The following is a 20869-nucleotide window of genomic DNA, read 5'->3' as shown; positions in this document are numbered from 1 at the left end:
CGCGACCGGCGGCTCAGTCGAACAGGGCGCGGATGTCGTCGGCGTCCAGGGTGGAGCCGAACGCCTCGCCGTCGTCCATGAGGCCCGAAAACAGCTCGGCCTTCCTGGCCTTCAACGCCATCACCTTCTCCTCGATGGTGTCCTTCGCGATGAACCGGTAGACCATGACCGCGCGGGTCTGGCCGATGCGGTGGGTGCGGTCCACCGCCTGCGCCTCGGTCGCGGGGTTCCACCACGGGTCGAGCAGGAAGCAGTAGTCCGCCTCGGTCAGGTTCAGCCCGAACCCGCCCGCTTTCAGGCTGATCAGGAACACCGGCGCGGAACCCTCCTTGAACCGCTTGAGCACCGCCGCCCGGTTGCGGGTGGAGCCGTCGAGGTAGCAGTACTCGACACCGGTGGCGTCCAGCCGGTCGCGCACGATCTTCAGGAAGCCGGTGAACTGGCTGAAGACCAGGCAGCGGTGCCCGCCCTCCACCACGTCCCCGAGCTGCTCGGTCAACGCCTCGACCTTCGCCGAGGGCAGGTCGAGGTGCGCGTCGTCGACCAGCCCGGCGTGCAGGCTCAACTGCCGCAACGCGACGAGCGACTTCAGGATCGCGAACCGGTGCTTGCCGAGGTCGTCGACGAGGCCGAGCACCTTGCGCCGTTCCCGCTGGAGGTGCGTCTGGTAGATCCTGCGGTGCCGCGGGTGCAGTTCGACCTCCAGCACCTGCTCCTGCTTCGCGGGCAGGTCCGCGGCCACCTGCTCCTTGGTCCTGCGCCTCATGAGTGGCTTGATCCGCCGTCGCAGCAGGGCGAGGCGTTCGGTGTCGCCGCCCTTCTCCACCGGGCGGGCGTAGAAGTCCTGGAAGCGGGCGGGGCTGGGGAACAGCCCCGGCGCGGTGATCGACAGCAGTGACCACAGCTCCATCAGGTTGTTCTCCATCGGGGTGCCGGTGACGGCGAACTTCACCGGCGCGTCGAGCGCCCGCGCGCACTGGTGGACCTTCGACTGGTGGTTCTTGGCGAACTGGGCCTCGTCCAGGACGAGGGCCGCCCACCGCTGCTGGGCGTGGGCCTCGAAGTCGAGGCGGAACAACGTGTACGAGGTCACGACGACGTCCGCGGCCGCGATGGTCGCGGCGAGGTCCTGGCCGCTGCGGCGCAGGGTGTCGGTGATCACGACCACCTCCAGCCCCGGCGCGAACCTGGCCGCTTCCGCCGCCCAGTTGGACAGGACGCTCGTCGGGGCGACGACGAGGAACGGCGGGCCGTCCGGGTCCACCTCCCGCGCGTGGCAGACGAGTGCCAGGACCTGCAAGGTCTTGCCGAGGCCCATGTCGTCGGCGAGGATGCCGCCGAGCCGGTGCCGCCAGAGGAACGCGAGCCAGCGGAACCCGGTGAGCTGGTAGGGCCGCAGGTGCGCGGCGAGGGTCGACGGCACCTCGGTCGTGTCGAGCGAGTCGACCGACAGCAGCCCCCGCACCTGCTCCCGCCACGCCTTCGCCTGCCTGTCGACCACGCCGAGCGCGGCCAGTTCGTCCCACAACCCGACCTGGAAGCGGCTGATCCGCAACGGGCCGCCGGGACCGTCCTGGAGTGCCCTGGCCTCCTCGATCAGCCTCCGCAGCGCCGCCAGTTCCGGTCTGTCCAGCGAGAAGTAGGCGCCGTCGGGCAGCAGCAGGTGCGTCAGGCCGGCGTCCAACGCGGTGAACACGTCGACGAACGGCACCTCCACGCCTTCGACGGTGATGCTGACGCCGAGGTCGAACCAGTCGGTCTGCCCCGCGATCCCGCCGGTCGACACGCCGATGCGCATCGAGTCGCCCGCTTCGCGGTAGTCGGCCGCGGCGCCGGTGATCGCGACCTCGACACCGGGCCGGTCCTCGAGCAGCGGCAGCACCTCGGTGGTGAACCGCATGGTGTCGACGCCGTGGAGCGTGGCCGCTTCCGGTGCGCCGACCTCCCCGAGCCCGTCGAGGATCGCGCGCTCCCGGTCCGCGTCGCGGTAGCCGGCGTTCGCGGGGGTGTCGCCGAGCCGCGTGCTCAGCCGGGACCCGCCGACCTGGTAGGTCCACGCCCAGTCGAGCCGGAGTTCGTGCCCGTCCCCGTAGGAGGCGTTCAGGGTCAGCGTGGGCCCGGAGATCTCCGGGGGCGTGAACGAGCCGTCGGAGGAGACCAGCGGCGCGACACCGCGCAGTCGCGGGTAGTACTCGTCCCGGAAGCGCGCCACCCCGGCCGCCGGGATCTTCAGGCCGCGGCCTGCCAGCAGCATCGCCCGGATGGGCGCGGGAACCGGGTTGTCCAGCCTCGCGAGCCCCAGCCGCCAGTCGGCGTAGGCCTGCGGCTGCGCGGCGTCGGCGCGGCTGACGTGGACCAGCCCGTGGCCGTCGGCCCCGATGAACCGGACCGGCGCCACGTCGGCGGGCACGCCGTCGACGTGCAGGACCGGCGTGACCGTCAGGTTCCGCACCTGGACGACGTCGAAGCGCACGCCCAGGGACGAGTGCTCCGCCAGTTCCCCCAGCTGCTTCTTGCGGTGCAGGAGCCGGACGCCGATCTTCCGGGCCTCGTCCAGCACCGACCACAGGTGGCGGCTGTCGATCGCGGCGAGGTCGATCGCCTTCTCGTCGTGGTAGGCGTAGTAGGCGTAGTGGCCCCCCGACCTCGCCTGGTACAGCGCGTGCAGCTCCCGCAGCAGCGAGATGTGCGACCGGTCGAACCCGCCCTGGCGGTTCGCGCCCTCCAGGTTGTTCCAGCCCAGTCCGGCGCCGACCCAGCCCGTGCGCCCCGGCCGCACCAGCCGCGCCGACAGCGCGGGTCCGGAGCCGGTCGACGTCGGAGGTCCGGCGAGGACGAGCTGGATGGCGAGCGGATCGTCGCCAGAGGGCCGGGCGGGGTCGTCGAGCACCGCGTCCAGTTGCCGCAGCCACTCGTCGGCCTTCGGCGCGGCCCGCGGCTTCCGCTCCTCCACGACCATCGCCCTGAGCGCCAATGCCGCGACGTGCTTGCAGTCGTACCCGACCGGGCAGTCGCATTCGCCCGCCTGGACCGAGAGCACCCCGCCGGGCCCCGGATCGAAGTAGACCGCGGTCTCGTAGTCGTCGCCGTACTGCCCCCGCACCGTGCCGTGCAGGACGTGGGCGCCGGGGTCCCACGCCATGTGGACGACCGCGCCCTTCTTCGCGTACGTGCTCCCGCGGGAGAAGGCGGCGGGTCCGACCGCGTCCTTGAGGGACGCCTGGTCGATGCCGGGGATGCTGACGACTCGCACCCGAACACGCTAGCGGGCGACGCGATCCGGGCCGCCGCCCGGACCCGCTCTACTCGAACCGGCTCGGGTCGCCCGCGCCGACGCGGACGATCTCGGCCTCGCCGTTGGAGTAGTCGATGACGGTGGTGGGGACGGTGCCGCACTCGCCGGAGTCGATGACCGCGTCGACCACGTTGTCCAGCCGCTCCTTGATGTCCCAGCCCTGCGTCAGCGGCTCCTCCTGGTCGGGCAGCAGCAGGGTGCTGGACAGGAGGGGCTCGCCGAGTTCGGCGAGCAGGGCCCGCACGACCTTGTGGTCGGGGATGCGGACGCCGACGGTCTTCTTCTTGGGGTGCATGAGGCGCTTCGGGACCTCTTTGGTCGCGGGCAGGATGAACGTGTAGCTGCCCGGCGTGGCGGCCTTGATGGCGCGGAACGCCGTGTTGTCGATGTAGACGAACTGGCTCAGCTGCGCGAAGTCCTGGCAGACCAGGGTGAAGTGGTGGCCGTCGCCGAGGTGGCGGATCTCGCGGATGCGGTCGATGCCGTCGCGGTTGCCCAACTGGCAGCCGAGGGCGAAGCAGGAGTCGGTGGGGTAGACGATCAGGCCGTCGTTCCGGATGAGGTCGACGGCCTGGCTGATCGACCGCTTCTGGGGGTTGTCCGGATGCACATCGAAGTACCTGGCCATGCCGGGAAGCTTAAGGTCGCCGCGCCGTCGGAACACTTCGAGGTCGATCGGCGGGCCGCGCCGGGCCCCGCGGGCGCGGCCCGAGCCGGGGCGTGCGCCGCGTGCGCGCGCCCCGGTGGCTGTCGGGTCCTAGTCGTCGCGGCCGGGGGGAAGGCCGTCGAAGATCTTCTTGCAGTCCGGGCAGACCGGGGAACCGGGCTTCGCCGACTTGGTGACCGGGAAGACCTCGCCGCACAGCGCCACGACGTGCGTGCCCATGACCGCGCTCTCCGCGATCTTGGCCTTGCGCACGTAGTGGAACATCTTCGGCGAGTCGTCACCGGTGGAGTCGGTGCCCTGGGACCGCTCGTCGGTCTCCGGCAGCGTCTGGGTCAAGGTGCTCACCGCACCATGATGCCCCACCGCTCGTTTTCGGCCTAGCCGGTCGGTCGGCAATGATTACCGCTCGTGACGACTACGAGGATCGCCGAAGAGGTCGCCGACGCGTTGGCGGAGAACCGGGCAGTGGTGGCGCTGGAGAGCACGATCCTCGCCCACGGACTGCCGCCGGGCCGCAACCGCGAGGTCGCGGGCAGGGTGGAAGCGGTCGTGCGGGCGGCGGGCGCGGTGCCCGCGACGATCGCCGTGCTCGGCGGCGTGCCGGTGGTCGGACTGACCTCCGACGAGCTGGACCGGGTCTGCGATCCGGCCAACGACCTGGTGAAACTGTCCCGGCGCGACCTCGGACCGGCGTACGCGCTGGGCCGTCACGGCGCCACGACGGTGGCGGCCACGGCGGCGTTGGCGGACGCCGCGGGCGTGCACGTCTTCGCCACCGGGGGCCTGGGCGGGGTGCACCGCCGAGTCCCGCTTGCGGGGGCGAGCATCCACCAGAGCGCCCACGACTCGTGGGACGTGTCGGCCGACCTCGACGTGCTGGCCACGACGCCGGTGCTGGTCGTCTGCTCGGGGGTGAAGTCGGTGCTCGACATCGGCGCGACCCTGGAGCTGCTGGAGACCCGCTCGGTGCCCGTCCTCGGCTACCGGGTCGACCGCTTCCCCGCGTTCTACCTGCGGGAATCGGAGTTCGACGTGCCGTGGCGGGTGGACGACCCGAAGCACGTGGCGGCCGTCGTGGCGGCGCACCGCGACCGCGTTCCCGGCCGGTCCGGGGTGCTGCTGGCCAACCCGGTGCCGTTCGAGTTCGAGATGGACCGCGACCTGCACGACCGGCTGCTCGCGGACGGCCTGGAGCTGCTGCGGACCCGCGGCGTGCACGGCAAGGACGTGACGCCGGTCCTGCTGGAGCACTTCCACGGCGCCAGCGGCGGCGTGAGCCTCGACACCAACGAGGCGCTCGTCATGTCCAACGCGCGGTTGGCGGCAGAGGTCGCCGTGGAGTTGGCGCCGTGACGATCGTGGTGGTCGGCGACGCCGGGCTGGACGTGGTGGCCCGGCACCACGGCCCCATCCCGCACGGCGGCGACGTGCGGGCGAACGTGACGATCGAGCCCGGTGGCGCGGGAGCCAACACGGCGGCCTGGCTGGCCGAGTGCGGCGCGCGGCCGGTGCTCGTGGCGCGGGTCGGCGCGGACTCCGCGGGCCGCCAGGTGCACTCCGAGCTGACCGCGGCGGGCGTGCGGTGCGCGTTCGCCGTCGACCAGGAGGCCGCGACGTGCTGCGTCGTGTGCCTGGTCGACCCCGTCGGCCAGCGCAGCATGCTGGCCGACCGCGGCGCGAACGCGCGCTTCTCCCCCGAGGACCTCGATCCGGGGCTGCTCGCCGACGCGACGCACCTGCACCTGTCCGGCTACGTGCTGCTCGACGCGTCCTCCCGGCCCGCCGCGCTGGCGGCGCTGGCGGCGGCCCGCGAGGCGGGGCTGACGACGTCGGTGGACCCGCAGGCGTCCGTGCTGCTGGACCTGGATCCCGAGGGGTTCCTGAACGACGTGCGCGGCGTGGACTTCCTGATGCCCAACGCCGAGGAGCTGATCGCGCTGACCGGGTCGGCCGAGCCCGCGGCCGCGAAGGCGCTGCTGGACGTGGTCGGCACGGTGGTGCTGACCTCCGGCGCCGACGGGGCCAGCTGGGTCGACCACGACGAGATCCTGTCGGTACCCGCCGAGCTGGTGGAGTGCGTCGACTCGACCGGCGCGGGCGACGCGTTCGACGCCGGTTTCCTGGCCGCGTGGCAGCGGGGCGCGTCGAAGCGGGACGCGCTGCTCGGCGGGATCCGGGCGAGCGCGCGGGCCGTGGCCTCGGTGGGGCCTCAGCCGTCGATGACCCGGTGATCCTTGCCGGACGTGCCGAGCGCCTTGGCCTCGACCCGGTAGCGGTTGGCCTTCTCGGCCTTGCGCGGCGGGCGGTCGTTCGCGATCAGCACGGCCATCCACGGCAGCGGGATCGACAGCACCAGCAGCGCCACGGACAGCCACCAGATGTCGATGAAGACCATCGCCAGGATGATGCAGGGGATGCGCGCGCTCATCATGATCGCGTACTTCCGCTTGCGGGCCTTGTGCTGCTCGTCCAAGGACAGGGCCGCCTCGGTGATCAGCACCGGGGTGTCGTCACGCTCGGATGTGCTCACGACACCACCTCCACCTTCCATCGTCGCACTGCTGTTCCCCATCCAACACCCGCTCGGGTGACCCCCGCACGACAGGGCCGCCGCGCTTAGGATCCGCACGTGGTCGCCCTGGACCGGCTGGTCGACGTGCTCGGCAGCCTCGGCACGCACCTGAGCTGCGCTCCGCGCGGCCGGGACGTCGAGCTGCGCGGTGTCGCGCTGCACGACGCCGCCGAGCGGACGCCCGCCGCACCTGACGACGTCCTGCTGGGCCTGGGTATTCCGTCACCCGCCGCGGCGGCCCGGTTGGTCGCGTCGACGAGCGCCGCCGTCGTCGTGCTGCACGGGCGGCCGCCGCTGGACGAGAAGATCGCCGCCGCCGCCCGCCGCTCCGGCGCGGCCGTGCTGCTGGTCGAGCCGTCGGTGCCGTGGAGCCAGCTGGCGAACGTGGCGCAGGCGCTCGTGCTCGGCGGGCAGCAGAAGGGCTCCGGCGACCTGTTCGCGGTCGCCGACGCCATCGCCGCCGTCGTCGGCGGCCCCGTCACGATCGAGGACCAGCAGTCCCGCGTGCTCGCCTACTCCTACCGCCAGCAGGACGTCGACCAGGTCCGGGTGCAGACCATCCTCGGCCGCAAGGTGCCCGACGAGGCGCGGCGGGCCCTCGACTCCTACGGCGTGTTCACCCACCTCGCCGCCACCGACGACCCCATCTACGTGCCCAGGCTCACCGACCAGCTCGGCGGCAGGCTGGTCGCCGCCGTCCGCGCGGGCCGTGAACTCCTCGGTTCCGTCTGGGTCGAGGTCGACGCCCCCGTCGACACCACCCGCGCCGCCGCGCTCGTCGACGGCGCCAGGACCGCCGCCCTGCACCTGCTGCGCGCCCGCGCCAGCGCCGACCTCGAACGCCAGGCGGAAGCCGACCTGGTCATCGCCCTGCTAGACGTGCCCTCCGGCGCCCCGGCAGCCCTCGCCAGGCTGGGGCTGCCGTCGTCGGACCTGCGGGTCATCGCCGTGCAGGCCCACGTGGGCGACGCCGACCACGGCGCGGCGCTGCTCGCGTTCGAACGCGCCACCGCGGGCTTCGGCTGGTCGCGCCCCGGCCGCAGCGCCCTGTTCGGCAACGTGCTCTACACGGTGATCCCGTGCGGCGAAGACCCCGCGGCCGCCCTGGACTGGGTCCGCGCCCTGTCCCGCGAACTGCCCACCGAGGCCACCGTCCTGTCCGGCATCGGCGGCCCGGCCGACGCCGTGCAGGTGTCCGCCTCCCGCCAGGAGGCCGACGAGTGCATGGTGCTGTCCGCGGGCGACCCGGTGGTCTACGACCTGTCGTGGGCGCGGGTGCTGCTGCACCGGCTGTCGGCCGCCGCGGACGGCGGACGGCTGCCCACCCGCGGCCCCGTGGCGGACCTGCTGCGCCACGACCGCGAGCACGGCACGCAGTACGCGGCCACCCTGCGGGCCTGGCTGGGCGCGCAGGGCGACACGCGGAGCGCGGCACGGGCGCTCGGCGTGCACCCGAACACCCTGCGGTACCGGATGCAGCGGATGGCCGAGGTCACCCCGCTACCGCTCGACGACCCCGACCAGCGACTCGCCATGGCCATCGCCCTGTCCGTACAAGCCCGCCGCACCACCTAAGCCACGCACCCGCATTCCCCTCGCGAGTCGAACACTCAGACACCCCGTGTCGAACCTCCAGACACCTCAAGAGAGAACCACGACATGTCCGAGTGAGGGGTTCGGGGTGCCTGAGTGTTCGACACGGGGTGTCTGGGGGTTCGACTCGCGGGTGGAAGCATGGGTGGGTGCTTCCTGACCTTTCGCTTGACCTGACCGCGCGGCTTCGCGATGCCTTCGAGACCGCCGATTACGACACCGACGGTGTGCTGTCCGCCCTCGGCCCGCAGGCCCAGGCGGCCCTGACGCGGGGTGAGCCCGAGCCCGCCCGGCGGGCCAGCGGGGACGCCGGTGCCCTGGGGACGATGATCCGGCTGTTCCTGCTGGGCGACGCCGAGCCCGAGGCCGGGGTCCGGACGGCGTTCAAGGCGCTGGACCTCGACTCGATGCTCGCCAACGAACTCCTCCGCGCCACCCCGGACGGTCTCAGGGCGGGCCTCGACATCCGTCCCCACGCGGGCGACGACCGGTCCTGGTGGGTCGTCGCCGACCTGGACGCGGAGCAGCGCGGCGGCCCGGTCCCCGGCGACCACGTGCTGGGCATCGGCCAGGCGTCGGTCAGCCTCGCCAGGGCGACCGCCCGCCGTCCGGTGGACACCCTCCTGGACCTGGGCACGGGCTGCGGCGTGCAGGCGCTGCACGCCTCCCGCCACGCGGAGCGGATCACCGCGACGGACCTCTCCGAACGGGCGCTGGCGCTGGCCAAGGGCACTTTCCACCTCAACGGGCTGGACGTCGAACTCGGCCAGGGCGAGTGGTTCGGGCCGGTGGCGGACCGCCGGTTCGACCAGATCGTCTGCAACCCGCCGTTCGTGGTCGGCCCGCCGCGCGTCGACTACACCTACCGCGACTCCGGTCTGGGCGGTGACGACGCGAGCGCGCTGGTGGTCCGGCGGATGCCGTCGTTCCTCAACGAGGGCGGCGTGGGGCAGCTGCTGGCGTCCTGGCTGCACCGCAAGGGCGAGGACTGGGCGGACCGGGTGTCGGGCTGGTTGCCGCGCGACGGGGTGGACGCGTGGTTCGTGCAGCGCGACATCGCCGACCCGGGGCTGTACGTGGGCACCTGGCTGCGCGACGCCGGAGTGGACCCGAGGTCGCCCGAAGGCCGCGAGAAGGCCTCCGTGTGGCTCGACTGGTTCGCGCACAACGACGTCGAGGGCATCGGGTTCGGGTTCGTGACGCTGCGGCGCACCGACGGCGGGCACGCCGAGGTGGTATGCGAGGACCTGCGGCACGCGTACGTGGACCCGTTGGGCCCGGAGACGTCGGCGTGGCTGGACCGGGTGGACTGGCTGCGGGCGAACGGGTCCGCGGAGTCGCTGCTGGCGACCCGGTTCACCGTGCCGGAGTCCGTGCTCCTGGAGGAGGTGTCGTCACCGGCCGAGGAGGGCTGGACGGCCGTCGTGCGCAGGCTGCACCGGCAGGACGGGCCGGGGTGGCAGCACGAGCTGGACGAGGTCGCGGCGGCCCTGCTGAGCGGCTGCCGGGGCGCGCTGCCGCTGGAGGACCTGGTGACGCTGCTGGCGTTCGCGCACGACCAGCCGCTGGACGGCCTGATCGCCAACGCCCTCCCGGTGGTCAGGGACCTCGTGCGGCACGGCATGTTGAGGCCCCTGTGAGAGCTGTTGTGGCACGAGTCACAGAGGCCAGCGTGGTGGTGGGCGATCTGGTCGTCGGCGCCATCGACGAGCCGGGCCTGTTGGTCCTGCTCGGGGTGCATGTCGACGACGACAAGGCGCTGGTTCCGGTCATGGCGCGGAAGCTGCACGAGCTGAGGCTGCTCCGCGACGAGCAGTCCTGCGCCACGACCGGCGCGCCGCTGCTGGTTGTGAGCCAGTTCACGCTGTACGGGGAGACGCGGAAGGGGCGGCGTCCGTCGTGGACGGCCGCCGCCCGTCCGGAAAAGGCCGAGCCCTTGATCGAGGGAGTGGTGCGGGAACTGCGGCAGAAGGGCGCTCGAGTCGAAACAGGACGGTTCGGCGCGATGATGTCGGTGCGGAGCGTGAACGACGGTCCGTTCACCGTGTTGGTGGATCTCTAGGGAGCTCTCAGGAAATCCTCAGCATTGCGGGCGCAACGCGTGTGATGGCAACGACGTCTTCACTTCGGGGAGTCGGGAACGAATTGGCATTCCGACGCGTTTCCCAAGTGTCCAGCCGGCAAGCGATGGGTACCCAGCGGGCCCCGACGCCGAAAGGCTCACTGCGCAGTGCAGCGCAGGTGTGTGACGCAACCGCACGCCAGCCCGCGACAAAGGGGGAGGGAGTTCCATGACCGTCCCGAGGGTCTTCGACCGAGAGGTCGACACCACGACCACCACCATGCTCACCGCAGCCGAGTTGGACCTCGACGCGCAGAGCCCGGCAGCGGATCTCGTCCGAGTCTACCTGAACGGGATCGGCAAGACCGCCCTGCTCACAGCGGCCGAAGAGGTCGAACTGGCCAAGCGGATCGAGGCCGGGGTCTTCGCCCAGCACATGGCCGAGACCGCCAAGCGCCTGTCCCCCACGCGCCGCGAGGAACTGCGCGCGTTGGTGCGGGACGGCCACGTGGCGAAGAACCACCTGCTCGAAGCGAATCTCCGTCTCGTCGTTTCGCTGGCCAAGCGATACACCGGTCGCGGAATGCCGCTGCTCGATCTGATCCAGGAAGGGAACCTGGGCTTGATCCGCGCGGTGGAGAAGTTCGACTACACCAAGGGCTTCAAGTTTTCGACCTACGCGACGTGGTGGATCCGCCAAGCGATCACCCGTGGAATGGCGGATCAAGGCCGCACCATCCGCCTTCCCGTCCACTTGGTGGAACAGGTGAACAAGTTGGCGCGGATCAAGCGCGATCTGCACCAGCAGCTCGGCCGGGAAGCGACGACCGAGGAGTTGGCGAAGGAATCCGGCATCAGCGCCGAGAAGGTCTCCGATCTCCTCGACCACGCCCGCGACCCGGTGAGCCTCGACATGCCGGTCGGCGCCGAGGAGGACGCCCCCCTTGGCGACTTCATCGAGGACTCCGACGCGACGGACGCCGAGAGCGCGGTCATCTCCGGTCTGCTCCAGGACGACCTGCGCCGGGTGCTCTCGACGCTGGACGCCCGCGAGCAGGCGGTCATCCGGCTCCGCTACGGCCTCGAGGACGGCCAGCCGCGGACCCTCGACCAGATCGGCAAGCGCTTCGGGCTGTCCCGCGAGCGGGTCAGGCAGATCGAGCGCGAGGTCATGTCGAAGCTCCGCCAGGGCGAGCGCGCGGAGAAGCTGCGCGCGTACGCGAGCTGACTCACCCGATCGGCCGCGTTGACTTGTGATCCGAGTCACGGCACGGTCTTGCTCTACACAGACCTCGCGGCAACCCCCACCTCATCTCGTGGGGGCGAGTCGCCTGCCAAGGAAGGTCGGGGCGGTCGGGGGCCGGCCCGGCCTTCCGCTATTCCCCGGCCGGGTCCCCCGCCAGGTCGGCGGCGAGCTTCCCCCGGTAGAACCGCCTCGACTCCTCGTGCTCCGCGCCGACGAACCCGCGGGGAGCGCCCTCCACGATCATGATCAGGTACAGGTAGACCCGGTAGAGCCGGACGCGCTCCCGCCTCGACGGCGTCATGTCCATGCCGCCGTACCCGGCCAGGAAGTCCGGCTCGTCCTCGATGTCGCCGAACAGCGCCAGCGAGACGAAGTCGGCCAACGGGTCGCCCCAGAACGCCCGTTCGGGGTCGATGATCCCGACGACCTCCGGGGTGGCCGGGTCGACGAAGATGTTGCCCGGCCACAGGTCGAAGTGCACGAGGACCGGTGTGGTCACCTCGTCGAGAACGGCTGAGCGGTCCTGGAACCAGTCGGACAGGCCTTCCGGGAGCCCGACACCGAACACCTCCGCGTCGGCCAGCACGGAGGCCGCCATGGCCAGGAACGCCCCTCGCCAGGTGTCACCGCCCGGCCCCTGCGGGTAGCCGAACGAGTCCCCTCCGATCCGGTGCAGCCGGGCCACGATCCCGCCCAGCTCACGGCGCAGCGCGGCGCGCGCCCCCGGCGTGATCCGCTGCTCCAGCGACGCCCACGACCCGCCGTCGAGGCAGCTCATCACCAGCAGGCCGTCCTCGACGTGCAGCACCTCCGGCACCGGCACGCCGTGCTCGCCCATCAGCCGGAACGCCATCGCCTCGGTGCGCATGATGTCCCGCTCGTAGGTCATCAGCGGCGTCCCCGGCGGCGGTGCGACCTTCAGCACGACCACGCGCCCGTCGTCGGTGGTGAGCCGGTGGGCGGCGTTGAACATCCCGTCGGTCAGCTCGAAGTGCTCCACCAGCCCCGCCCCCGTGGCCCGGCGGGTGATCGAGGACAGTTCGGACTCCGTCAGCTTCCGCTTGGTCTCGCTGTGCACGACGCGAATCACATCACGGCGGCTCGGTCGCGCGTCGGCGATCGGATACGGTCGGCGGATTCCGAAGCGCGCAAGGGAGCCCGCGACGTGACCACCACCACGACCCAGTTCGAGTACTCAGACGTCCTCCCCTTGGCGAAGGACACCACCACCGAATACCGGCTCGTGACGGCCGACGGCGTCAAGGTCGTCGAGGCCGCGGGCCGCACGTTCCTGGAGATCGCGCCCGGGACGCTGACGCTGCTGGCGAAGGCGGCCATCCGCGACATCCAGCACCTGCTGCGCCCCTCGCACCTGGCGCAGCTGCGCGCGATCGTGGACGACCCGGAGGCCAGCGGCAACGACCGGTTCGTGGCCATGGACCTGCTGCGCAACGCGAACATCGCCGCGGGCGGCGTGCTGCCCATGTGCCAGGACACCGGCACCGCGATCATCATGGGCAAGCGCACCGAGGCCGTGCTCACCGGCGGCACCGACGAGGAGGCCTTGTCCCGCGGCGTCTTCGAGGCCTACCAGGAGCTGAACCTGCGCTACTCGCAGATGGCGCCGACGACGTTCTGGGACGAGAAGAACACCGGCACCAACCTGCCCGCGCAGATCGACCTGTTCACCGCGCCCGGCACGGAGCCGAAGTACGAGTTCCTGTTCATGGCCAAGGGCGGCGGCAGCGCCAACAAGACGTTCCTCTACCAGGAGACCAAGGCGCTGCTGAACCCGAAGCGGCTGGCCACGTTCCTGGACGAGAAGCTGCGCTCGCTCGGCACGGCCGCGTGCCCGCCCTACCACCTCGCCGTGGTCGTGGGCGGCCTGTCCGCCGAGCAGAACCTCAAGGTCGCGAAGCTCGCGTCGGCCCGCTACCTGGACGGCCTGCCGACCGAGGGGTCGCCGCTGGGCCACGCGTTCCGCGACACCGACCTCGAGCAGCAGGTCCTGGAGCTGACCCGGAACTTCGGCATCGGCGCCCAGTTCGGCGGCAAGTACTTCTGCCACGACGTGCGCGTGATCCGGCTCCCCCGGCACGGCGCGTCCTGCCCGGTCGGCATCGCCGTGTCGTGCTCGGCCGACCGCCAGGTCAAGGCGAAGATCACCGCGGACGGCGTGTTCCTGGAGCAGCTGGAGCGCGACCCGGCGCACTTCCTGCCGGACATCGAGGACGAGCACCTGTCCGACGAGGTCGTGAAGATCGACCTCACCCGGCCGATGGACGAGATCCGCGCCGCGCTGTCCGCGCTGCCGGTGAAGACGCGGGTGTCGCTGACCGGTCCGCTGGTCGTGGCGCGCGACATCGCGCACGCGAAGATCAAGGAACGCCTCGACGCGGGCGAGGGCATGCCGCAGTACCTGAAGGACCACCCGGTCTACTACGCCGGTCCGGCCAAGACTCCCGAGGGGTACGCCTCGGGCTCGTTCGGGCCGACCACCGCGGGCCGGATGGACTCCTACGTCGAGGAGTTCCAGGCCGCGGGCGGGTCGCTGGTGATGCTGGCGAAGGGCAACCGGTCCAAGCAGGTCACCGACGCCTGCCGGAGCCACGGCGGGTTCTACCTCGGGTCCATCGGCGGCCCGGCCGCGCGGCTGGCGCAGGACTGCATCCGCAAGGTCGACGTGCTGGAGTACGCCGAACTGGGCATGGAAGCCGTGTGGAAGATCGAGGTCGAGGACTTCCCGGCGTTCGTCGTGGTCGACGACAAGGGCAACGACTTCTTCTCCGAGACGTCGGCCCCGCTGCTCCAGGTGTCGTTCAGGCGGTAGCCGAGGGAGGGGGCGCCTCGGGCGCCCCCTCCCCCGCGTCAGGCGGCGTCCTGCCGGGCCTCCAGCACGATCTTGCGGTCGCCCAGCGGCGCGGCGAGGGTGACGTTCAGCGGCACGTCCCGGATCTCCTGCGTGCACACACCACCCGCGCCCGGCGCGTAGTACGTGGTCACGAGCGTGATCTGCACCTGGTCGGCGGCCTGCGTGGTCACCTCGGCGGTGGCCGTCTTGCAGCCACCGGCTTGGCCGATCACCTGCAACGTCTTCCCGTCGGAGGCCACGGTCACCTCCGTCCTGTACGTCTCCGGCAGCACCGTGCCGTCGACCTTCGACGGCGGCACCTCGGTCGACCCGCCCGGCAACGGCGGCGAGGTCGGCTGCGACGGCTGGGGCGGGACCTGGCTCTGGCCGGGCGGCCGGACGTTCGACGACGGCAGCGAGGCCGTGCCGCCGGGCAGGCCGGACGCCGACGGCGACGAAGTCGTGGACGACGGGGGCGACGAGGCCGACGAGGCCGTGCCGGACGATCCGCTGGCCCCGAACGGGGCGTCCCCGCTGCCGCAACCGGCTAGTGCGCACAGTCCCGCGGCGAGGGCGACGAGCACCTTGGCGTTCCTCATATCGCAAGGACGGTACAGGCGCGGATGTGGTTGCAGGACCCCGGTGGACCGGACAAGACAGGACAGAAAGGGGTCCGACCAGCGGTGTCCGGCCGACGGCTTGTCGACCGGACACCGGGTTCGGGCGGGTTACTGCTGCTGCCGGGTGAGCAGCACGACGGTCCGGTCGCCGAGCGGCGCGTCGAGCTTCGCGGTCAGCGGCGGGAAGCGGATGTCCATGGTGCACATCTGCTGCGCCGACGGCATCGTCTCGACCAGCACCAACCGGACGGTGGTCGCGGACTGCTCGGCGACCTCGGCGGTCACCTTGCTGCAACCGCCCTCCTGGCCGGTCACGCCGATGACGGCGCCCTCGCTCTCGGTCCAGACCTGCTTCGGGTACTGGTCGGGCAGCGCGGCCGCGTCGATCTTCTCCGGCGGCACCGCGACACCGCCGTTGGGCGGCGGCTCGCCGACCGCGATTCCGGGATCGTCCGAGGTCGTCGTGGGCGCGGGCGAGGACGACACGCTGAGCTGGGGATCGCCGGACCCGCTTCCGGCGTCGATCGACGGCTGGGGGTTCGCGCACGCGGCCACCAGCAGGAGCAGAACGCCGGCGCCGACTGCGGTTCCTGGGCTTCTCATGTGAAGAGGACGGAGCAACCCCGCCCTCGGGTTGCTCCGTCCTGTTCACGTTTGCCGGTTTTCCACGAGGTGGCGCAGTCGGAGCGACCCGGTGATCGGGTTGCTCCGCCCTGTCCACCGTTGCCGGTTCCGTCGAGCGGCTACCGGTCGAGGTGGGCCTTGATCCCCTCGACGGCGTGCTTCAGCGCGTCCAGCCTCGGCTGCGAGGCCAGGCCCGCGTGGTACAGGTGGAACTCCTCGACGCCCTCGTCGGCGTAGTGCTTCCACTCGGTGAGCAGCGCCTCGCCGTCGATCGGCTTGGGCGGCAGGGCGAGGACGTAGCTCGCGATCCGCGCGTCCGGTCCGGCGACCTCGCGCAGCGCGCGGATGCCGGGGGTGCTCGCCTCGGCGCCCGCCCAGCAGAACACCGTCAGCACGTCGACGTCCGCCTCGACGGCGGGGGCGACCGTGGCGAACGGTCCGGTGGCCCACTCGTCACCGGTGGCGTGCAGGGCGATCCGGATGCCCGGCGCCCGCTCGCGCACCAGCGCGACCAGTGCCTTCCGCAGTTCGCCGACGATCCCGGTGCGCACCCGCGACACCTGCTTCGCCCGCGCCCCCAGCGCTTCCTCCACGTTCGGCGCACCGGTGTCGACCCCGACGCGGACGGCGGCGCGCAGGTCGTCGACGTCGAGACCCGCGTCCTGGTAGCGGACCGCGCACGCGACGCAGAAGCACAGCGAGAGCAGCTTCTGCCGGACCGGGTCCCAGTCCGCGCCGTCGGTCTTCTCGTGGTGGCCGCCGTGGAAGAAGCCGAGCGGTCCGCAGGCCTCCAGCACGATCCCGTCCGGGCGGCCGAGGTCGAGGACCTCGGTCACCAGCGTGCGCGCGTACTCGACGACATCGGGGTTCGCCGTGCACAGCGCGTACGGGTAGCGGTCCCCGAAAGCGTTGACAACGTTGGCATCCGGGTGCAGATCGCCCAGCCGGCTGCTGTGCGTCAACACCGTCCACGCGTACACCGGCAGTCCAACGGCGCGCAGCGCGTCCGCCGCGGCGCCGAAGGAGTTGTCACCGTCCACCCAGGACGGTTCGGCGGGCACGAGCCGCCTGCCCTCCCAGGCCTCGTCGCGGACCGGCAGGTAGAACGCCGCGTGCCGGGCGTCGACCATCCGGTGCTCCGGGTGCAGCGGGGTCGCGGCGCGCACGGTGTGGTACGACGCCGCCAGCGCGACGGCGTCCACGCCGAGGTCCGCGTACCGTTGTGCCGCAAGGGGATCGCCGACGACGTCCCAGGGATAGACGTGTGCGACGAAGGACGGGGCGGGCGGGGCGTTCTCCGCACGGGCCGGCTTTCGCCCTTCTTCGCTTCCCCCGGATTTCGCAGTCGTCACCACCGGGGGCGCAGCCTCTCGTAGGTCGGGTCGAACTTCTGCATGTAGCCGGTGTCATCGCGTTGGACGATGCCGCACGTGCGGTAGTTCTCGGCGAGTCGGGCCAGGGCGTCGCGGTCCAGTTCGACGCCGAGTCCGGGCGTCGTCGGCACCGGCACGGCACCGTCCACGAAGGTCAGCGCGCCGGGCAGCACGACGTCGTCCTCGCGGTTCCACGGGTAGTGCGTGTCGCACGCGTAGCTCAGGTTCGGCGTCGCGGCGGCGAGGTGCGTCATCGCGGCGAGGCTGATCCCGAGGTGGGAGTTGGAGTGCATCGACAGCCCGATGCCGAACGTCCGGCAGGTCGACGCGAGGTTGCGCGACCGGCTCAGCCCGCCCCAGTAGTGGTGGTCGGACAGGATCACCTGCACCGCGTCCACCGCGACCGAGGGCGCGATGTGCTCGAACGCGACGACGTACATGTTGGTGGCCAAGGGCATCGAGGCCTTCGCCGCGACCTCCGAGAGGCCGGGAATCCCCTCGGTGGGGTCCTCCAGGTACTCGACCACGCCGTCCAGCGCCTCGGCGACGCGGATCGACGTCTCCACCGACCAGGCGGCGTTCGGGTCGAGCCGCAGCGGGAGGTCGGGGAACGCCTCGCGCAGCGCGTGGATGGCCGCGATCTCCTCGTCGGGCGGGAAGACGCCGCCCTTGAGCTTGATCGAGCCGAACCCGTACTCGTCGATCAGCCGCTTGGCCTGCGCGACGATGCCCGCCGGGTCGAGCGCCTCACCCCACTGGTCGGGCTCGGCGCCGGGGTGCGCGGCCCACTTGTAGAACAGGTACGCGCTGTACGGGACGGCGTCGCGCACGGCGCCGCCGAGCAGGTCCGACACCGGACGGCCGAGCGCCTTGCCGCGGATGTCCCAGGTGGCGACCTCGAACGGCGAGTACACCCGGTCCACGGTGCCCTCGGCGGTGAGCTTGCCGGTCAGCCCGTGCCGGTCGTCGCCGGACTTGCCGCCCAGCGCCTCGGCGACGCGCGCGTGCATCACGTTGAGCTGGTGCACGTCCAGGCCGACCAGCGCGGGCGCGACCCGGCTCAGCCGGTCGAGGTGGCCGATGTCGCCGTAGCTCTCGCCGAGCCCGCTGACGCCCTCGTCGGTGTGCACCTCGACGATCGACCGCAGCGCCCACGGCTCGTGGACGCCCGCGGAGTTCAGCAGCGGCGGGTCCCGGAAGGCGACGGGGGTGATGGTGATGTCGGTGATCCTCATGCCGCCAACGCCCTTCCGACGGCGATGATCCGCTCCAGCTCCTCGACGTGCTCCGGCGTCGGGTCGACCAGCGGCGGGCGCACACCGCCCGCGTTCAGACCGCCGAGCTTCACCGCGGCCTTGATCAGCGCCACGGCGTAGCCGGGCACCCGGTCGCGCAACTCGACCAGCGGCACGAAGAACTCGCCGAGGTAGCGGCGCACCAGCGCGGTGTCGTCGTCCTGCACGGCCTGGTAGAAGCCGAGCGAGATCTCCGGCGCGAACGCGAAGACCGCGGAGGAGTAGAGGTCCACGCCGATGCCGCGGTAGGCGGGCACGGTCAGCTCCGCGGTCGGCAGGCCGTTGAAGAACTGGAACGGCTTGTCGACGCGGGCCCGCACGGCCAGCACGATCCGCTGGAGCTGGTCGATGTCGCCAAGGCCGTCCTTGAACCCGATGACGGTCGGCAGCGACGCGACCTCCACCGCGGTGTCGGGCGTGAACACGGCGTTGTTGCGCTGGTAGACGATCACCGGCAGCCCGGTGGCGGCGGCGACGTCGGTGACGTAGCGGACCAGGCCCTTGGCGGGGTTGGTCACCAGGTACGGCGGCATCAGCAGGAGCCCGTCCGCGCCCGCCCGCGCCGCGGCCCTGGCGAAGTCCTTGGCGATGGGCAGCGGACCGCCCGCGCCCGCGAAGACCGGTACCCGGCCTGCGGTCGCCTCGACCGCCACGGCGACCGCGCGTTCGAACTCCTCAACACCGAGCGCGTGGAACTCCCCCGTGCCGCAGGCGACGAAGACCGCGCCCGGCCCCGCCGAGACGCCGTGCTTGACGTGCTCGGCGAGCACGTCCTCGGCGATCGCCCCCGTCGGGTCGAACGGCGTTACCGGAAAGAACAGCACCCCATCGAGTTGCATAGACCTTCATCCCTTGATCGCTCCGGTGGTGATCCCACGCAGGAAAGACTTCTGCAGCGACAGGTACACGAGCAGGCTCGGCACCAGCGCCAGCAATGCTCCGGCCAAGACGATCCCAGGCCCGACCTCCTGGTCGGACCTCAACGACAGCAGGGCGACGGTCAGGGTGTAGTCGGAGGGGTCGTCGGCGACGATCAGCGGGAGCAGGTACTGCTCCCAGATCATGTTGAACCCGAACACGGCGACCACGCCGAGGGCGGGCTTCACGAGCGGCAGGATGATCTGGGCGAAGATCCGGAGCTCGCCCGCGCCGTCGACCTTCGCGGCCTCCTCCAGTTCCACGGGGATCTCCTTCATGAACTCCGTCATGACGAAGATGGAGAAACCCCAGGCACCCAGCGGCAGGATCACGCCGAGCAGGGTGCCCTTCAGGCTGACGTGCAGCAGGGGGAGGTCGCCGATCACCAGGGACAGGGGGATCGCGATGACTTCCTCGGGCAGCATCATCGTGGTGAGGATCAGCAGCAGCACGGCCGCCTGACCCCGGAACTTCTTGCGCGCCAACGCGTACGCGGCGAACACGCTCACCGAGAGCTGGAGCAGCAGCGCCCCGCCCGCGATGATCAGCGAGTTCGCCAGGTAGCCCCAGATGCCCTTGTGGCCCGCCTCGGTGAAGTTGACCATCGAGGGCCTGTTCGGCAGCACGGACAGCTGGGTCGGGTCGGGGTTGTGGTCGAACGCGCCGGAGAACACGGTGATCAGGGGACCCGTGAACAGCAGCACGGCGACCGCGCTGAGCAGGATCCTGACGCCCCTGCCCAGCCAGGCCTGACGACCGGTCGACCACCCGAGCGCGGTGTCGCACTTCTCCGCGACGCTCACCTGGCCTCCTTCCGCCGTCGGTACAACTGGACCACGACCGTCAACGCGAACGTGATCAGGAAGAGCATCACCGAACCGGCGGACGCGACGCCGATCTCGTTGCGCTCGAAGGCGACGGTGAACACCCGCGTCATCCACACGTCCGTGGAGCCCGCGGGTCCGCCGCCGGTGAGGACGTAGACCTCGGTGAACACCCGCAGGCCGCGGATGGACGCCAGCGTCAGCAGGATGGTGATCACCGGGCGCAGCGCGGGCAGCGTGATGTGCCGGATCCGCTGCACCGTGGTCGCGCCGTCGATGGCGGACGCCTCGTACTGCTGGCGGTCGATCCCCGCGAGTCCCGCGAGGATCAGCACCATGTCGTAGGGGGCGCCCTTCCAGATCCCGACGAACATGACCGAGGCCAGGGAGGTGTCCGGGCTGTCCAGGAACGTCCACGGGCCGAGGCCGACCAGCGAGATGGCGCTGTTGACGAACCCCTCCGGGGTGGGGAAGAACAGCAGCCGCCAGATCTCGCCGATGACCGCGGTCGCCGCGACCACCGGCAGGAACACCGCGGACCGCACGAACCACAGCGACTTCGCGTGGCCCTCCAGCAGCAGCGCCAGCGCGAACCCGATCACCATGGAGCCCAGCGTCTGGCCGACGGCGAGCACGAGGGTGTGCCCGATCGCGTCGCGGAACCGCTCGTCGCCGAGGATGCGGACGTAGTTGTCCGCCCCCACCCACAGGTCGCCCAGGAACGGGCGGACCTGGTACAGGCTCAGCCGGATCCCCTCGGCCATCGGCAGGTACTTGAAGACGATGAAGATCAGCACCGCGGGCAGCAGGAACAGCCAGGGCGTGAAGGTGGATCCCGTGAGGCGACGCCGGTGGCGCCGCCTCACGGGGTGGGAGCCGACGGCACCGCCGCCACTAGCCGCCGATCCCACGTCTGTGGTGTCGTGAAC

19 protein-coding genes are annotated in these 20869 nt (G+C 71.4%); 7 read left to right on the top strand and 12 right to left on the bottom strand.

Translation table 11 applies throughout. The annotated features are described in order from the left end of the window. Positions 1-13 precede the first annotated feature (13 nt). The 3 genes from RM788_RS36705 to RM788_RS36695 all read right to left on the bottom strand — a co-directional run bounded on the left by RM788_RS36705 (position 14) and on the right by RM788_RS36695 (position 4307). Complete coding sequence (locus RM788_RS36705) at positions 14-3253, bottom strand: DEAD/DEAH box helicase (RefSeq protein WP_315923798.1); 3240 nt, start codon at positions 3251-3253, stop codon at positions 14-16. Between the two features lie 49 nt (positions 3254-3302). Next, entirely contained in the window at positions 3303-3923 is a 621-nt protein-coding gene (locus RM788_RS36700; protein WP_315923796.1) for an L-threonylcarbamoyladenylate synthase, read from the bottom strand. A gap of 129 nt (positions 3924-4052) precedes the next feature. Then, positions 4053-4307 (bottom strand): DUF3039 domain-containing protein, encoded by a 255-nt coding sequence (locus RM788_RS36695; RefSeq protein WP_315923794.1) that lies wholly within the window; start codon positions 4305-4307, stop codon positions 4053-4055. A 63-nt stretch (positions 4308-4370) separates the two neighbouring features. Between RM788_RS36695 and RM788_RS36690 the strand changes: the two genes are divergently transcribed. After that, on the top strand, positions 4371-5315 hold the full coding sequence (locus RM788_RS36690; RefSeq protein WP_315923792.1) for a pseudouridine-5'-phosphate glycosidase: 945 nt from the start codon (positions 4371-4373) through the stop codon (positions 5313-5315). Continuing rightward, positions 5312-6193 carry a carbohydrate kinase family protein gene (locus RM788_RS36685; protein ID WP_315923790.1) on the top strand — a complete coding sequence of 294 codons (882 nt, stop codon included), beginning with the start codon at positions 5312-5314 and terminating at the stop codon, positions 6191-6193. Before RM788_RS36690 ends, RM788_RS36685 begins: the two co-directional genes overlap by 4 nt. Here RM788_RS36685 and RM788_RS36680 read toward each other — a convergent pair. Further along, positions 6172-6513, bottom strand: coding sequence for a DUF3099 domain-containing protein (locus RM788_RS36680; RefSeq protein WP_315934849.1), 342 nt, complete (start codon positions 6511-6513; stop codon positions 6172-6174). The two genes, RM788_RS36685 and RM788_RS36680, sit on opposite strands and share 22 nt — an antisense overlap. A 78-nt stretch (positions 6514-6591) precedes the next feature. Between RM788_RS36680 and RM788_RS36675 the strand changes: the two genes are divergently transcribed. From RM788_RS36675 to RM788_RS36660, 4 genes are all read left to right on the top strand, one after another. After that, on the top strand, positions 6592-8109 hold the full coding sequence (locus tag RM788_RS36675; protein ID WP_315923788.1) for a PucR family transcriptional regulator: 1518 nt from the start codon (positions 6592-6594) through the stop codon (positions 8107-8109). Positions 8110-8276: 167 nt separating this feature from the next. Further along, the gene (locus RM788_RS36670) at positions 8277-9767 is read left to right on the top strand and encodes a DUF7782 domain-containing protein (protein ID WP_315923786.1); all 1491 of its coding nucleotides are present in this window, start codon (positions 8277-8279) and stop codon (positions 9765-9767) included. Continuing rightward, complete coding sequence (gene dtd / locus RM788_RS36665) at positions 9764-10189, top strand: D-aminoacyl-tRNA deacylase (protein WP_315923784.1); 426 nt, start codon at positions 9764-9766, stop codon at positions 10187-10189. Before RM788_RS36670 ends, dtd begins: the two co-directional genes overlap by 4 nt. A 229-nt stretch (positions 10190-10418) precedes the next feature. After that, positions 10419-11417 carry a sigma-70 family RNA polymerase sigma factor gene (locus RM788_RS36660; protein WP_315923782.1) on the top strand — a complete coding sequence of 333 codons (999 nt, stop codon included), beginning with the start codon at positions 10419-10421 and terminating at the stop codon, positions 11415-11417. A gap of 148 nt (positions 11418-11565) precedes the next feature. On the opposite strand, the gene RM788_RS36655 is transcribed toward RM788_RS36660, so the two are convergent. Continuing rightward, positions 11566-12513 carry a phosphotransferase family protein gene (locus RM788_RS36655; protein ID WP_315923780.1) on the bottom strand — a complete coding sequence of 316 codons (948 nt, stop codon included), beginning with the start codon at positions 12511-12513 and terminating at the stop codon, positions 11566-11568. 87 nt (positions 12514-12600) lie between these two features. Here RM788_RS36655 and RM788_RS36650 point away from each other — a divergent pair, with 87 nt between their 5' ends. Next, positions 12601-14265, top strand: a complete 1665-nt coding sequence (locus tag RM788_RS36650; RefSeq protein ID WP_315923778.1) for a fumarate hydratase — start codon at positions 12601-12603, stop codon at positions 14263-14265. Positions 14266-14303: 38 nt separating this feature from the next. Here the strand turns inward: RM788_RS36650 and RM788_RS36645 are convergent, their stop codons facing one another. The 7 genes from RM788_RS36645 to RM788_RS36615 form a co-directional block, all read right to left on the bottom strand. Continuing rightward, positions 14304-14885, bottom strand: coding sequence for a hypothetical protein (locus tag RM788_RS36645; RefSeq protein WP_315923776.1), 582 nt, complete (start codon positions 14883-14885; stop codon positions 14304-14306). 129 nt (positions 14886-15014) lie between these two features. Further along, complete coding sequence (locus tag RM788_RS36640) at positions 15015-15509, bottom strand: hypothetical protein (protein ID WP_315923774.1); 495 nt, start codon at positions 15507-15509, stop codon at positions 15015-15017. A 140-nt stretch (positions 15510-15649) separates the two neighbouring features. Then, positions 15650-16732, bottom strand: a complete 1083-nt coding sequence (locus RM788_RS36635; RefSeq protein WP_315923772.1) for a hypothetical protein — start codon at positions 16730-16732, stop codon at positions 15650-15652. 146 nt (positions 16733-16878) lie between these two features. Then, positions 16879-18138, bottom strand: a complete 1260-nt coding sequence (locus tag RM788_RS36630) for a glucarate dehydratase family protein (protein ID WP_315923770.1) — start codon at positions 18136-18138, stop codon at positions 16879-16881. Then, a complete protein-coding gene (locus tag RM788_RS36625) occupies positions 18135-19037 on the bottom strand; it encodes a 5-dehydro-4-deoxyglucarate dehydratase (protein ID WP_315923767.1) in 903 nt (300 codons plus the stop codon). The genes RM788_RS36630 and RM788_RS36625 overlap by 4 nt, the downstream gene beginning before the upstream one ends. Before the next feature lie 6 nt (positions 19038-19043). Beyond that, positions 19044-19919, bottom strand: a complete 876-nt coding sequence (locus RM788_RS36620; RefSeq protein ID WP_315923765.1) for a carbohydrate ABC transporter permease — start codon at positions 19917-19919, stop codon at positions 19044-19046. Then, positions 19916-20806 carry a carbohydrate ABC transporter permease gene (locus RM788_RS36615; RefSeq protein WP_315923763.1) on the bottom strand — a complete coding sequence of 297 codons (891 nt, stop codon included), beginning with the start codon at positions 20804-20806 and terminating at the stop codon, positions 19916-19918. Before RM788_RS36615 ends, RM788_RS36620 begins: the two co-directional genes overlap by 4 nt. Between the last annotated feature and the right edge of the window lie 63 nt (positions 20807-20869).

The organism is Umezawaea sp. Da 62-37 (assembly GCF_032460545.1).
GTDB lineage: Bacteria > Actinomycetota > Actinomycetes > Mycobacteriales > Pseudonocardiaceae > Umezawaea.
This window is presented reverse-complemented; position numbering and strand designations above follow the sequence as displayed.